This window comes from Sphingomonas aestuarii, assembly GCF_054457155.1.
This window is the reverse complement of sequence record NZ_JBTKVV010000003.1, coordinates 61,677-75,601: the sequence shown is the minus strand read 5'-3', so window position 1 is coordinate 75,601 and position 13,925 is coordinate 61,677. Positions and strand designations below refer to the sequence as shown.

11 protein-coding genes, 1 other RNA gene and 1 other annotated feature are annotated in these 13,925 nt (G+C 65.3%); of the genes, 5 read left to right on the top strand and 7 right to left on the bottom strand.

Features of this window, described 5'->3' with window-relative positions; all coding sequences use genetic code 11:
* From ACX0GZ_RS06235 to ssrA, 3 genes are all read left to right on the top strand, one after another.
* On the top strand, window positions 1-774 hold the full coding sequence (locus tag ACX0GZ_RS06235; protein ID WP_458814480.1) for a precorrin-2 dehydrogenase/sirohydrochlorin ferrochelatase family protein: 774 nt from the start codon (window positions 1-3) through the stop codon (window positions 772-774).
* A complete protein-coding gene (locus ACX0GZ_RS06230) occupies window positions 771-1,724 on the top strand; it encodes a zinc transporter ZntB (protein ID WP_458814478.1) in 954 nt (317 codons plus the stop codon). Before ACX0GZ_RS06235 ends, ACX0GZ_RS06230 begins: the two co-directional genes overlap by 4 nt.
* 12 nt (window positions 1,725-1,736) lie before the next feature.
* Window positions 1,737-2,116, top strand: a transfer-messenger RNA (tmRNA) gene (gene ssrA / locus ACX0GZ_RS06225).
* Window positions 2,117-2,206: 90 nt separating this feature from the next.
* Here the strand turns inward: ssrA and ACX0GZ_RS06220 are convergent.
* From ACX0GZ_RS06220 to ACX0GZ_RS06195, 6 genes are all read right to left on the bottom strand, one after another.
* On the bottom strand, window positions 2,207-3,691 hold the full coding sequence (locus ACX0GZ_RS06220; RefSeq protein WP_458814476.1) for a SulP family inorganic anion transporter: 1,485 nt from the start codon (window positions 3,689-3,691) through the stop codon (window positions 2,207-2,209).
* A gap of 36 nt (window positions 3,692-3,727) precedes the next feature.
* Window positions 3,728-3,794: a sequence feature (sul1 is cis-regulatory element that is thought to sense ions involved in sulfur or methionine metabolism; They are found in Alphaproteobacteria), on the bottom strand.
* Window positions 3,795-3,861: 67 nt separating this feature from the next.
* Window positions 3,862-4,878 carry a sensor histidine kinase gene (locus ACX0GZ_RS06215; protein ID WP_458814474.1) on the bottom strand — a complete coding sequence of 339 codons (1,017 nt, stop codon included), beginning with the start codon at window positions 4,876-4,878 and terminating at the stop codon, window positions 3,862-3,864.
* A 148-nt stretch (window positions 4,879-5,026) separates the two neighbouring features.
* Window positions 5,027-7,366, bottom strand: coding sequence for a polyribonucleotide nucleotidyltransferase (gene pnp, locus ACX0GZ_RS06210; RefSeq protein ID WP_458814472.1), 2,340 nt, complete (start codon window positions 7,364-7,366; stop codon window positions 5,027-5,029).
* Window positions 7,367-7,585: 219 nt separating this feature from the next.
* Entirely contained in the window at window positions 7,586-7,855 is a 270-nt protein-coding gene (gene rpsO, locus ACX0GZ_RS06205) for a 30S ribosomal protein S15 (RefSeq protein ID WP_458814470.1), read from the bottom strand.
* A 15-nt stretch (window positions 7,856-7,870) separates the two neighbouring features.
* Window positions 7,871-8,860 (bottom strand): tRNA pseudouridine(55) synthase TruB, encoded by a 990-nt coding sequence (gene truB / locus ACX0GZ_RS06200; RefSeq protein WP_458814468.1) that lies wholly within the window; start codon window positions 8,858-8,860, stop codon window positions 7,871-7,873.
* Window positions 8,861-8,876: 16 nt separating this feature from the next.
* Window positions 8,877-10,223, bottom strand: a complete 1,347-nt coding sequence (locus ACX0GZ_RS06195) for a DEAD/DEAH box helicase (RefSeq protein WP_458814466.1) — start codon at window positions 10,221-10,223, stop codon at window positions 8,877-8,879.
* A gap of 259 nt (window positions 10,224-10,482) precedes the next feature.
* On the opposite strand from ACX0GZ_RS06195, the gene ACX0GZ_RS06190 reads away from it, so the two are divergent.
* Window positions 10,483-11,616 carry a hypothetical protein gene (locus tag ACX0GZ_RS06190; RefSeq protein WP_458814464.1) on the top strand — a complete coding sequence of 378 codons (1,134 nt, stop codon included), beginning with the start codon at window positions 10,483-10,485 and terminating at the stop codon, window positions 11,614-11,616.
* Between the two features lie 17 nt (window positions 11,617-11,633).
* Window positions 11,634-12,182 (top strand): fasciclin domain-containing protein, encoded by a 549-nt coding sequence (locus ACX0GZ_RS06185; RefSeq protein WP_458814462.1) that lies wholly within the window; start codon window positions 11,634-11,636, stop codon window positions 12,180-12,182.
* A gap of 120 nt (window positions 12,183-12,302) precedes the next feature.
* On the opposite strand, the gene ACX0GZ_RS06180 is transcribed toward ACX0GZ_RS06185, so the two are convergent.
* Complete coding sequence (locus ACX0GZ_RS06180) at window positions 12,303-13,913, bottom strand: GNAT family N-acetyltransferase (protein WP_458814460.1); 1,611 nt, start codon at window positions 13,911-13,913, stop codon at window positions 12,303-12,305.
* Between the last annotated feature and the right edge of the window lie 12 nt (window positions 13,914-13,925).

Below are 13,925 nucleotides of genomic sequence, written 5' to 3'. Positions count from 1 at the left end.
ATGAACGGTTTGCCCATCGTCGTTCGACTGGCGGGCAAGCCCGTCATTCTGATCGGCGAAGGCGAAGCGGCAGACGCCAAGCGCATCCTGATCGAACGCGCGGGCGGGCATGTCGTCGGGCTGGACGATCCGCATGCGCGACTGGCAATCGTCACCGCCGATGACGATGCCTCAGCAGAATCGGTCGTTGCCGATCTGCGAGCGCGCGGCGTTCTGGTCAACGCGGTCGATCGCCCTGGCTTGTGCGACTTCACGCTGCCCGCGATCGTCGATCGCTCGCCTGTACTGGTCGCGATCTCCACCGGCGGCGCGTCCGCCGGGCTGGCGGCCGCGGTGCGCCAGCGGCTCGAATTACTGCTGCCCGCTTCGCTTGGGGCACTGGCCTCGGCGCTTCAAGATGCGAGGGGAAAGATGCGCATGCGCTGGCCGGATGGTGCCGCTCGGCGCCGAGCGCTGGGTGCGGCATTGTCCGACGGTGCAATCCTCGATCCGCTTCGCGCGGATGCTGTGGACGGCGTCGAGGCGTGGCTTGCGGACCGTGCGGGCGAAGCGTCCGACATGCTGGTCACCATCCGGCTGCGCAGCGATGATCCCGATGACCTGACGTTGGGGGAGGCCCGCGCACTGGCCGCCGCCGACACGCTGTTTCATCGCCCCGACATGCCGCCTGCCATCCTGGCCCGCGCGCGCGCCGACGCCGCACGAATTGCGTGCGACGCTCCGCCCGATGCCCTTCCCCCCGGCCTGTCGATCGACCTGGATCGCGCGGCGTGAGCGGTTTCGCCTTCGCGGTCGCCGCCGATGGCGTCGCGCACTCGATCGCGATCGACGACGCGCCGACCGCGACCGGCGCATTGATCTGGACGCATCTCAGCCTCGGCGAAAACGAAGTGCGCGCATGGCTCACCGAGCGCGCCAGTCTCCCGCCCTTCATCGTCGATGCGCTGACCGCAACCGAAACCCGCCCGCGCTGCGACGCGGCCAGCGACGGTGCAGTCATCAACCTGCGCGGATTGTCTACCAGCTCTAATCAGCCAGGCGATTCGCTTGCCTCGATCCGCATGTTCGTGTCCGCCGGGCGCGTTTGGTCGGTATCGCGCCAGCCGCTCGACGCGATCGAGCGTGTCTGCGCTGCGGTGCGCGCAGGCCGCGTGCTCGATCCGGGCGATCTCGTCACCGAAATCGCACTGGCAATCACCGACGAACTTGATCCGATGGTCGCCGATCTGGGCGACCAGCTCGACGATTGCGAAGAAAGTCTCGAAGCGACGCAGGCCTTCGCGCTGCGCCGATCGGTCAACCGCGTACGCGTCGAGGCGATCGGGTATCGGCGCTTCGTATTGCCCCAACGTCAGGCGCTCGAGAGGCTCGCTAACCTGCCCGCGGCGTGGCTGTCGGAGGAAGATCGGCTGCACCTGGCCAGCGCCGCCGACCGCGCCGCGCGCATGGCAGAGGAGCTGGAGGCGATTCGCGAGCGCGCCGCCCTGGTCCACGAAACCCTGACCGACCTGCGCGCCGAACAGCTCGACCAGCGTTCGCTCGTGATCGCGATCGCGGCGATGGTGTTCCTGCCGCTCACCTTCCTGACGGGGCTGCTGGGCATGAATGTCGAGGGCATACCCTATGCGCAGGAGCCGTGGGCATTTTGGGGCGTGGTTGGGGTCTGCGCGGTCATGGCGTGCGCGATTGCCGCCTATTTCATCCGGCAACACTGGCTCCGCTGATCTGAACCGGCACCCCTTTTCGAGACAGATCAAAGCGCCTATATCGGTCGTGCCGGGTTCGCCCGGCTATGGCGATAAATCGCGGCGTACAATAGGCACAGCGGACCCGGGGGCAGTACCCGGCGGCTCCACCACCGGAGCTGAGCCGCTCGGCGGCACGATATCCAAGCGTGTCGACGATCGGTTCAGCGGCGCTGATGGGGCCGAACCAGGATCGACGTGTGTTGAAAGGCGCCGTTTTCGCTCGGAATGGGACCACCGCAACGGCCCATTACACAAGTGCCAACGATAACGAAGCACTCGCGATTGCAGCGTAACTAAGGGCCTAACGGCCTGAAGTTACTCTTACAAAAGCGCGGTCGGACCCCACCGGGCAACAGAAGGGGATTCCAGCGGCCGCCGGGGGGCCGGGCAACAGAACCCCCGGCACTTTCGGTCGAAAGCGCGGAGCACCGGGCAACGGACGCTCCGCACTTGCTTCCTCAATGCGGCACCACGCCCATCTCCACACCGGTCTTGTCGTGCAGCGCGAAGCGATCGACGATGTCGGCGCTTGCGCGGTTATATCCCACCATCTCAACCGCCTTGCCCTCGCGCCGCAGCCGCGCGACCACCTTGTCGAGCGCGCCGACCGCGGAAATGTCCCAGAAATGCGCCTGGGTCATGTCGATCATCACCATCGGCGCGCTTTCCTCGCCCTTGAACACCCGTTCGAACCGGTCGACCGAGGCGAAGAACAGCTGTCCCTTGACCACATAGGTCGCAAGCGCGCCGTCGGCGGAGACATGCCGCTCGACCGTGAACATACGCCGCACCTTGCCCGCGAAGAAGATGCCGGACAGCAAGACCCCCGCCAACACGCCGAGCGACAGGTCGTGCGTCGCCACGACGACGATCACGGTCGTCAGCATCACCGCCGACGACGGCCAGGGATGACGGCGCAGATTGGGGATCGAATTCCAGCTGAACGTGCCGATCGACACCATGATCATCACCGCGACCAGCGCGGGCATCGGAATCTGGCCGACCCACGGCCCCAGCACGACCAGCAGGAACAGCAGGAAACTGCCCGCGACGAAGGTCGATAAGCGCCCACGCCCGCCCGACGTCACGTTGATGACCGACTGGCCGATCATCGCGCACCCGCCCATGCCGCCGAAAAAGGCGCTGACGATGTTGGCGCTGCCCTGCCCCGCGCATTCGCGGCGCTTGTCGCTGTCGGTATCGGTCATGTCGTCGACGATCTGCGCGGTCAGCAGCGATTCGAGCAGCCCAACCGCCGCCATCGTCAGCGAATAGGGCAGGATGATCCGCAGCGTTTCCCAGGTGAACGGCACTTGCGGGATCGCCAGGAACGGCAGCCCTTCGGGCAGCTCGCCCATGTCGCCGACCGTGTTGACCGGCAGCGCCAGATAGATGCTCAGCCCCGACAGGATCAGGATCGCGACCAGCGGCGACGGCACGGCCTTGGTTACGCGCGGCAACAGATAGATGATCGCGAGCCCGCCCGCGATCATCGCATAGGCGTGCCACGTCACGCCGATCAGCTGCGGCAGCTGCGCCATGAAGATCAGGATGGCGAGCGCGTTGACAAAGCCGGTGATGACCGATCGCGACACGAACTGCATGACCAGGTCGAGGCGGAGCAGACCGGCGATGATCTGGATCACCCCCATCAGGATGCTGGCGGCAAGCAGATATTCGACGCCGTGATCGCGGACCAGCGGGATCACGAGCACCGCGACCGCCGCCGTGGCGGCGGAAATCATCCCCGGACGCCCGCCGGTGAACGAAATGACGATCGCGATCGCCACCGAGGCATAGAGCCCGACGCGCGGATCGACCCCGGCGATGATCGAAAAGCCGATCGCCTCGGGGATCAGCGCCAGCGCGACGACGATTCCCGCGAGAATCTCCGCACGCGGATTGGAAAGCCAGTCGCGGCGAAGCGTGGCGAGATTGGTCATGGAAGGTCCGAATATGGCTACGGCAGCGAATGTGCCGGTTGTCCCGGGGATAGGCGCCGGGCCGAGCCACCCGTCACGGAGCCTTGCTCCGGTCGAGTCCGTCGAATGCAGGCGCTATTGCGCCAGCATCGCTGGAATTACAAGCCTGAATGCTGCGACTGCGAAACCGCTTATACCGGCAGCGACAACCGCGCGGTCGTGCCCTTGCCCGCCAGCAGTTCGAACCGGCCATTCAACTGCGCCGCCAGCATCGTCGCGATGCGCAGGCCCAGGCTGTTCGATGCCTCGATCTCGAACCCTTGCGGCAAGCCGTGGCCGTCGTCGCGCACGTCGACCCGCACCACCCGCTCGCCGTCGCGGGTCAACTCGACCTCGATCAGGCCGTGTTCGCGATCCGCAAAACCGTGTTCGATCGCGTTGGCCATGGCCTCGGCCACGATCAGCGCCAGCGGGATCGCCGCATCCGATGACAAAGGCGCATCGTCGGCGACATTGACGGTGCAGCGGATGCCCTTTCGCCCGCTGGCGTCGATCACGTCGGCGCATAGCGGCTCCAGAAATTCGCGCATCGACCGCGTTGCCCCGCCCGCGTCGTAAAGCTGGCGGCTGATCCGCCCGATCAGCGCCAGGCGGCGGGACGCTTCGTCGATCGCCGCCTTGCCCTCGGCCTCGCTCACCCGCCGCTTCGACAGCGCGAGCAGCCCGGCGGCGACCTGAAGGTTGTTCGAGACCCGGTGCTGCAATTCGCCGAACAGCAGCGCGCGCGTCTCCGCCAGCCTGCGGTTGATCTCGCGCTGGTCGGCCAGCCGGTTGTTGGTGCGTTGCAGCCAGTGGAGGATGAGCAGGTCGGTGCCGATCACCAGAATGTAGAATGCAAGCGCGACGACCGCCCCCGACCCCAGCCGGAAACTTTCCAGCGGCGGGATGAAGAAATACCAGGCCAGCAGTCCGCACAGGATCCCGGCGAACACCCCCATCCGCACCCCGAACAGGAACGATGCGATGATGACCGCCGGAAAGAAGGTGACGTAGGGAAAGCCCGGCGGCAGCCACGGTGCCGCGATCACCCGCAGGAAATACGCCCCCGCGATCAGCCCGCACGTCGCCGCAAACGCCGCCAGCGGGCGGCCTTGCGCGATCGGCAGGCGTTCGAGCCAATGGCTCGTCTGGATACGGTCTTCGTTCATTCGCATCCAGAACAGAAAGGAGTGCCCCGCGCACCAACCCTTTAGCGTCAGCCTAGCCTCGCGCCACAAAGCGGATCAAGGCCGTAACGAAAAAGGGGCCTGAAACCAGACCCCTTTCCCGATTATTCACCAAAACGATCGTGCGAGATCAATTCTCGGTGATGAACGACGGCAGGCCGATATCGCCGCCATCGTCATCGCGCTTTTCGAGGCGCGGGGCGCGGTCGCCCCGATCCCCGCCACGCGGACCGCGGTCACCGCCGCCGTCGCGACGCGGCCCGCGATCGCCACCGCGACCACCACGGTCACCGCCGTCACGGCGCGGACCGCGGTCGCCACGATCACCGCGTTCGCGCGGTTCGCGTGCGGGGCGCGTGTCTTCCAGCTCGGCACCGGTTTCCTGATCGACGACGCGCATCGACAGGCGAACCTTGCCGCGCGGATCGATCTCCAGCACCTTGACCTTGACGTCCTGGCCTTCGCTCAGGACGTCGGAGACCTTCTCGACGCGCTCGTTCTTGATTTCGGAGACGTGGACGAGCCCGTCCTTGCCGCCCATGAAATTCACGAACGCCCCGAAATCGACGAGGTTGACGACCTTGCCGTTGTAGATCTTGCCGACTTCGGCTTCCTCGACGATGCCCTTGATCCAGTTCATCGCGGCTTCGATCTGGCTGAGGTCGGACGACGACACCTTGATCAGGCCTTCGTCGTCGATGTCGACCTTGGCGCCCGTCGTCGCGACGATCTCGCGGATCACCTTGCCGCCGGTGCCGATGACGTCGCGGATCTTCGACTTGTCGATCTGCATCGTCTCGATCCGTGGCGCGTGCGCCGACAGTTCGGTCCGGGTGTCGCTCAGCGCCTTGGCCATCTCGCCCAGGATGTGCGCGCGGCCTTCCTTGGCCTGGTTCAGTGCGACTTCAAAGATTTCGCGCGTGATGCCCGCAATCTTGATGTCCATCTGCATCGTGGTGATGCCTTCCGACGTGCCCGCGACCTTGAAGTCCATGTCGCCGAGGTGATCTTCGTCACCCAGAATGTCGGAGATGACGGCATAATCCTTGCCTTCGAGGATCAGGCCCATCGCGATGCCCGACACCGGACGCTTCAATGGCACGCCCGCATCCATCATCGACAGCGAACCGCCGCACACCGTCGCCATCGACGACGAACCGTTCGACTCGGTGATGTCCGACAACACGCGGATCGTGTACGGAAACTCGTCCATCGACGGCAGCACCGGGTGCAGCGCGCGCCATGCGAGCTTGCCGTGGCCGACCTCGCGACGACCCGGCGCACCGAAGCGCCCGACTTCGCCGACCGAATAGGGCGGGAAGTTATAGTGGAGCAGGAAGCGCTCGTACGACAGGCCGTTCAGGCCGTCGATCATCTGTTCCGCATCCTTGGTGCCGAGCGTGGTGGTGCAGATCGCCTGCGTTTCGCCGCGGGTGAACAGCGCCGAACCGTGCGCGCGCGGCAGGAAATGGACCATCGCCTCGATCGGGCGCACCGTCTTGGTGTCGCGACCGTCGATGCGGCGGCCTTCCTTCAGGATCGCGGTGCGGACGATTTCGCCCTCGAGCTTCTTCACCAGCTTCAGCGTGCCCAGATACTGCTCGGGATCGCTTTCCTTGAGGTCGGCGAGCGCGTCGCGCGCCTTGGTGCGCGCGTCATTGATCGCGTTCTGGCGCGCCTGCTTGTCGGTCAGCTTGTAGGCCGCCGCCAGATCGTCACCGATCAGGCCGCGCAAGCGGTCCATCGCAGCCGACTTGTCGGCAACGGGGGCGAGTTCCCACGGGTCCTTCGCCGCCTTTTCGGCGAGGTCGATGATCGCGTTCACGACCTTCTTCGCCGCGTCGTGCGCGAAGATGACCGCGCCCAGCATGACGTCTTCCGGCAATTCCTTGGCTTCGGATTCGACCATCATCACCGCGTCGCCGGTAGCGGCAACGACCAGGTCGAGTTCGCCGCCCTTCACCTGTTCCAGCGTCGGATTGAGGATGTATTCGCCATTTTCGTAACCGACGCGCGCCGCGCCGATCGGACCCATGAAGGGCACGCCCGAAATGGTCAGCGCCGCCGATGCCGCGATCATCGCGACGATGTCGGGCTCGTTTTCGCCGTCATAGCTCAGCACCTGGGCGATGACGTTGATTTCGTTGTAGAACCCTTCGGGGAACAGCGGACGGATCGGACGGTCGATCAGGCGGCTGGTCAGCGTTTCCTTTTCGGTTGCACCGCGCTCGCGCTTGAAGAAGCCGCCGGGGATGCGGCCTGCTGCCGAATATTTTTCCTGATAGTGAACGGTCAGCGGAAAGAAATCCTGGCCTTCCTTCACCGAGCGCGCGGCGGTGACCGCGCAGAGGACGACGGTTTCGCCAAGCGTCGCGATCACCGCGCCGTCGGCCTGGCGGGCAACGCGCCCGGTTTCGAGCGTGAGGGTCTTTCCGCCCAGCTCGATGTCTACTTTCTTGATGTCGAACATTTGATTTCCTTCACTCTCCGCGTGCCGATCACGCGGAGGGCCTATGAGGGAGCCAGTATTGGCTCGTGGGACTCGACCGAATTGTCTCGTCCCGCTTGTGCTCCCGCATCAGGCGGGAGCCCAGGAGTAACAAGCGTCGCGCCTGAAACTCTTAATCCCCGCCTTCGCGGGGACAAGGCAATACGTAAACGGCCCGCCGAAGCGGGCCGAACGATTGCGTTACTTGCGAAGACCCAGCTTCGCGATGAGATCGGTGTAACGCTGCGCGTCCTTCTTCTTCAGATAGTCGAGAAGGCTGCGGCGCTTGTTGACCAGCATCAGCAGACCGCGGCGCGAATGATTGTCCTTCGCGTGGGTCTTGAAATGCTCGGTCAGGTTGGCGATGCGCTCGGTCAGGATCGCGACCTGAACTTCGGTGCTGCCGGTGTCGCCGTCGCCACGGCCATGTTCCTTGACAAGCGCGTCCTTGCGCTCCTGAGTGATCGACATCGTCATCCTTTCAAATCAGAGGTTGAAACCGCGGACGACGCGAACCTCATGGGCCCTGGCTTCTACCAGCGCGATCGGTTTGGTCCCGGTACACGCGAAATAGTGGCCATCGTCAGCAGCGATCCCGACCAGGACCCGCCCTTGTCTGAGCAGCCCTGCCTGGTCGGGGGAGAGGGGTAGAGCCGGGATGTCGTCCAGCCCCGCCCTCAACGGCAGGAGAATGTCCTCAAGCGCGCGGTCCTTAGCGGATTCGCCCAGTTTGTCCAGCGATATCGCGGATGACAGCTCGAACGGCCCGGCTTTGACGCGCCGCAACAGGGTGACGGTACCGACCGTGCCGAGCGCTATGGCGATATCGCGCGCGAGTGAGCGGATATAGGTGCCTTTGGAGACATGGGCGGTGAGAGTGATCTCACTCAATTCCTCCCCCATCGGGGGAGGGGGACCAGCGAAGCTGGTGGAGGGGGAACGCCCCAAACGCTGCGCTTTGTGGCCAGCCCCCTCCGTCGCGCTTCGCGCGCCACCTCCCCCAATGGGGGAGGAATGAAGTGCGAAAACCGTCACCTCCCGCGTCGCGAGCACCACATCCTCGCCCGCGCGCGCCAGATCATAGGCCCGCTCGCCATCGACCTTCAGCGCCGAATAGGCCGGCGGCACCTGCGCAATCGCACCGGTAAAGCGCGGCAACACCGCCTCGACGGCAGCCAGAGTCGGGCGCACATCGCTGGTCGCGATCACCCGCCCTTCGGCATCCAGCGTATCGGTCTGCTCGCCAAACCGCACGGTGAAGTCATACACCTTGGACGCATCGAGCATCCGCCCGGCCAGCTTGGTCGCCTCTCCGACCGCGATCGGCAGCACGCCGGTCGCGAGCGGGTCGAGCGTCCCGCCATGCCCGACCTTGCGCTTCGGGTATCCCCCGTCGCGCAACGCCCGCTTGACCGCGCTCACGCCCTGCGTCGAGCCCAGGCCAAGCGGCTTGTCGAGGATGATCCAGCCGTGCACGCCGATCCGCTGGGATTTAGGCCTGTGCGCTCGAACGCCCGCCGCCGCCACGACCGCGACCACCGCGACCACGACCGCCGCCGGGGCGACCCTGACCCGCAGGCTTGGCCGAATGGGTCGCGCGCGGACGGCGCGGGCCTTGTTCCTGACGACGTCCGCCACGCGGTCCGCGATCGGGACGTTCCGCCGGGATCGGGCCGACGCGGCTCGACTTCACGGCTTCTGCCTGCGCCTGGAAATTGGCGGGCAGCGGCACGACCTCGATCTTCTGGCGCGTCAGTTTCTCGATGCTCTTCAGATAGGGCCGCTCGTCATCGGCGCAGAAGGCAAAGGCGATGCCGTCGGCACCGGCACGCGCGGTGCGACCGATGCGGTGGACATATTGTTCGGCGACGTTGGGCAGTTCGAAATTGACGACATGGCTGACGCCGCTGACGTCGATCCCGCGTGCCGCGATGTCGGTGGCGACCAGGATCGGCACCTTGCCCGCGCGGAATTCGGCCAGCGCCTTTTCGCGCTGCGGCTGCGACTTGTTGCCGTGGATCGCGTTCGACGCGATGCCGTTCGACGCCAGCAGCTTCACGACGCGGTCGGCGCCATGCTTGGTCCGGGTGAACACCAGCGCGCGGTCGATCTTGTTGTTCTGAAAGAACATCGTCAGCAGGATCTGCTTTTCCGCCTGGTTGATGAAGGTCACGAACTGATCGACGCGCTCCGCGGTGGTCGATGCAGGCGCAACGCGCACTTCGGCCGGATCGGTCAGGAACTTGTCGGCAAGCTCGCGGATCGACGTCGGCATGGTCGCGGAAAAGAACAGCGTCTGGCGCGCCTTGGGCAGCATCGTCACGATCTTCTTGAGCGTGTGGATGAAGCCCAGGTCGAGCATCTGGTCGGCTTCGTCCAGCACCAGGATTTCGACGTCGGACAGGCTCATGCAGCGCTGTTCGATCAGGTCCATCAACCGGCCCGGAGTCGCGACGAGAATATCGACGCCAGCCGAGGTATCGCGGCGATTGCGCGCGATCGGCACCCCGCCGAACACGGTGGCGACGGTCAGCTTGGTGAATTTGGCATAGGTGCGCGCGCTGTCGGCGATCTGGCTGGCCAGTTCGCGCGTCGGGGCGAGCACCAGCATCCGGCAGCGCATCGGCTTGCGCCGCTCGTTCGCCTTGATGAGGTTGTCGATCGACGGCAGCATGAACGCCGCGGTCTTGCCGGTGCCGGTCTGCGCGATGCCGAGCAGATCCTGGCCGTCGAGCAAGGTCGGGATCGCCTGTTGCTGGATCGGGGTGGGAGTGTCGTAGTTCTTCGCCGCAAGCGCGTCGAGAACGGCCTTGGACAGGCCGAGTTTTGCAAACGTCATGATATTCCTTGAAAAAACAGTGCGGCTCCGCGTGCGCCGGGCGCACGAGGGGACGGGGTCAAAAATGACGACCCGCGTGACTAGGGAAGCCGGTGGGCAGCGAGACGAGCCTGGGCGGCAATCCGCCCGATCACGCTGCAAAAAGCCGCGCTGCGGTGCGGCATATGAGCGCAATCGCCCGATTTGTCAATGGCACGCCCCCGGAACGATTTCGCCGCCCGCCACGTTGAAGACGCCGTGATCGGTACGGAGAGTCGCAATGCGTAACCTGTTCCTCCTCGCCGGCGTCGCCGCGCTCGGCATCGCCGCCCCCGCGCTTTCGCAGCAGGGCAAGGGCGGCGACGGCCCGCCGGGCAAGGGCGGTGGCGAACGCGCCGGCCCTCCCTCGAAGGGCGGCGACCGCGGCGGACCTCCGCAGGCGCGCGGCAACGATCGCGGCGGACCGCCGCAAGCAAAGGGCAATGACCGCGTCCGCGAACAGCGCGCCGATCGGGGCCGTGACGATGCGCGCGGCAAGGGAAATCAGGGACGCGACAGGGCGGAGCGACGCGGCGATGATCGCCGACCGGACTTTGCGCGCGAACGCGGCGGTCCCGAATATGTCCGCGTCACCGACGATCGCGGAAAGGGCGACCGGGCAAAAGGCCGCGACGCCGCGCCCAAGGGCAAGCGCGCCTGGGAAGGCGATCGCCGTGTCCGCATCGTCGACTCCAATCGCGGTCCCGGTATCCGCTGGTCGCGCGGCGACCGCGACGATTGGCAGCCGATCCGCCGCTACGACCGCGGGCGCTACGTCTATTCGGCCCCCGCCTATATCCAGGGCTGTCCCCCGGGCCTCGCGCGCCAGGGCACTGGCTGCCTGCCCCCCGGACAGGCGCGGCGGCTGGCGGACGATCGCGAACCTTATCAGCAATGGTGGGGCTATCGCAGCTGGCAGCCCGACGATCGCTACGATTGGCGCTATGACAATGGCTATCTGTACGGCGTCGATCGCTCGTCGAATCTGATCGGCAGCTTTCTGCCGCTGCTGGGTGGCGCGTTGTTCGCGGGCAACCAATGGCCCGGCGGCTATGAGAATTACGACGTGCCGCAATATTATGACCGTTTCTACGGCTATGACGACGCCTATGACTATCGCTACGCCGATGGCGCGATCTTCGCGGTCGATCCCCAGACGCAGGGCATTCAGGGGATTGCCGGACTGCTGACCGGCGACAGCTGGGGCATCGGCCAGCAAATGCCCGCGGGCTATGATTTCTACAACGTCCCGCTCGATTATCGCGACCGCTATGTCGACAGCGACGATGCGATGTACCGCTACAGCGACGGCTATGTGTACGAAGTCGATCCGACGACGCGGCTGATCCAGCAGGCAATCGAACTGATCGTATAAAAAGGGGAGCGAGAGGGATGCGGAAACTCATGGTCGCGGCGCTGGGTGGCGCTGCGTTGACGCTGGCGGCATGCGGCGACGATGCGCCCGCGAACAATGTCGCCGAAGCCGCGCAAAGCGACAGCAACATTCTGGCGGCGCTGGGCAGCCAGAGCGACCTGTCCACCGCGACCGGGCTGCTGAAATCGGCCGGGCTGGAGCGGACGCTGAACGGCGTCGGCAGCTACACGCTATTCCTGCCCGTCAACGACGCGTTCGAGAGCTTGCCCGAAGATCAGCGCACCGCGCTCTCGACGGAAGCGGGCCGCCCTCAGGCGATCGCACTCATCAGCCAGCACATCTCACCCGGCTATGTCGCGCGCGACGACATGATGCGCGGGCTGGCAGCCGAAGGCGGCACCGGCCAGCTCGCGACGATGGGCGCACAGCCGCTGGCGTTGCGCCGTCAGGGCGATTCAGTCGTGATCGGCACCAGCGAAGACGGCCCGCGCATCGTCGGCGAGCCCGTCATGGCCCGCAACGGCATTGTCTATCGCATCGACCGGGTCATCCCGCCAGCGGGGTAATTGCCTTCACCACACTCAAGACCGTCATTGCGAGCGTTAGCGAAGCAATCCAGTGCATCTTGCGGGAAGGCTGGATTGCTTCGCTACGCTCGCAATGACGAAGGGGAAGAGGCGAGTGACTCAACCCCCACCCGGCCCCTTCTGCTCCATCGGCCGCCCATGCGGCTGCTGTGCCTTTCCGCCACGCGGTTTCTTCGACCAGGCAATGCGATAGAGATCGAACCGCCGATCGGTCAGGTTGCGGACCGTCCCTTCCGCCCGCGCCCAGGTCAGGTCGGCCAGGTTCACGTCGGCGATCGTCAGCGTCTCGATATTCTCGCTCGCCTCCGCCGCGATGCCGTCGCGCGCAAACGGAAAATCGCACGGCGTCAGGATGCACGACTGCGCGTACTGGATATCCATATTGTCGACGCCGGGCAGGTTGCCGACATTGCCCGACATCACGACGAAGCACTGGTTCTCGATCGCGCGCGCCTGCGCGCAGTAGCGCACCCGCATATAGCCCTGGCGATTGTCGGTGCAGAACGGTACGAAGATGATCCGCGCACCTTCGTCCACCAGCCGCCGCGCCAGTTCGGGAAATTCGCTGTCATAACAGATCAGCACGCCGATCGGCCCGATATCGGTCTGGATCACGTCCACCCCGTCCCCGCCCTTGATCTTCCACCAATAGGCTTCGTTGGGGGTCGGGTGGATCTTCTCCTGCGCGTGCACCGAGCCGTCGCGCAGACAGACATAGGCGACGTTCTGGATCTCGCCGTCATCGGTGCGCGTCGGGTGCGATCCGGCAACGATGTTGATGTTGTAGGACAGCGCCATCTCGCTCAACTTGTCGACCAGCGGCTTTCTGTGCTCGGTCAGCCGGTCGATCGCCTCCATCGGCGTCAGGTCGCGCTTTTCGAACGACAATAGAGACAGGGTGAACAGTTCGGGGAACACCACGAAATCGCTGCGATAGCCAGATGCCACATCGACGAAATATTCGATGTTGCGGATGAACTCGTCGAAATCCTTCACCGGCCGCGCCTGCAACTGACAGGTCGCCAGCCGCACGCTTTCGATATCGCGCGGCACGCGGTGCTGCGGGCGCTCGTCAGGATCGACATAGGGGTTGCGCCACACCATATGCGCCGCGAACGACCCCGACGCCTTGTCCTCGGGCAGGTATCCGGGGAGCACCCCGATAGGGTTGAAGCCGTTGGCGATCTGGAAATTGAGCACCGGGTCGCGCAATTTCCCCTCGCGCACCTGCTCGATATAGTCCTCGGGGCTATCGACCTTCCTGGCGTTGCGCCGGTAATTCGGCATCCGCCCGCCGAACGCGACGCCCTTCAGTTCCAGCCGCTCGACCAGGGTGCGGCGCGCTTCGTACAGCCGCCGCGCGATCCGAAGCCCGCGCTGCTGGTTCGATACCGCGAGTTCGTAACCGTAGAGCCAGTCGCCCGTCGGATCGTGGCGACTGCCGAACCCGTTGCCGGTGATCGATTCCCAGTCATGCGCAGACAGCGCCAGTTCCTCGTCGATCCGCATCGACGCGCAGTAACCGACGATTTCGCCTTCATAGACCGCGACGAACTGGCCTTCGGGGAAGTTGTTGATCTGCCCCCGGATCATGCCGGTCGTATAGCTGTCCCAGCCGGGATAGACCGTCTCGATCAGCTTCAGGATGCCCGGAATGTCCCTGGGCCGGGCTTCGCGGATGTCGAGTTTGGCGGGCGTCGCGCGGGGCATGGATTTCCTTCG

Bases quoted from the DNA above. Each gene is read 5' to 3' on its own strand.
- pnp (WP_458814472.1), bottom strand. From the start codon at position 7,366: ATGTTCGACATCAAGAAAGTAGACATCGAGCTGGGCGGAAAGACCCTC.
- ACX0GZ_RS06185 (WP_458814462.1), top strand. From the start codon at position 11,634: ATGCGGAAACTCATGGTCGCGGCGCTGGGTGGCGCTGCGTTGACGCTG.
- ACX0GZ_RS06190 (WP_458814464.1), top strand. From the start codon at position 10,483: ATGCGTAACCTGTTCCTCCTCGCCGGCGTCGCCGCGCTCGGCATCGCC.
- ACX0GZ_RS06220 (WP_458814476.1), bottom strand. From the start codon at position 3,691: ATGACCAATCTCGCCACGCTTCGCCGCGACTGGCTTTCCAATCCGCGT.
- ACX0GZ_RS06180 (WP_458814460.1), bottom strand. From the start codon at position 13,913: ATGCCCCGCGCGACGCCCGCCAAACTCGACATCCGCGAAGCCCGGCCC.
- rpsO (WP_458814470.1), bottom strand. From the start codon at position 7,855: ATGTCGATCACTCAGGAGCGCAAGGACGCGCTTGTCAAGGAACATGGC.
- ACX0GZ_RS06195 (WP_458814466.1), bottom strand. From the start codon at position 10,223: ATGACGTTTGCAAAACTCGGCCTGTCCAAGGCCGTTCTCGACGCGCTT.
- ACX0GZ_RS06235 (WP_458814480.1), top strand. From the start codon at position 1: ATGAACGGTTTGCCCATCGTCGTTCGACTGGCGGGCAAGCCCGTCATT.
- ACX0GZ_RS06215 (WP_458814474.1), bottom strand. From the start codon at position 4,878: ATGAACGAAGACCGTATCCAGACGAGCCATTGGCTCGAACGCCTGCCG.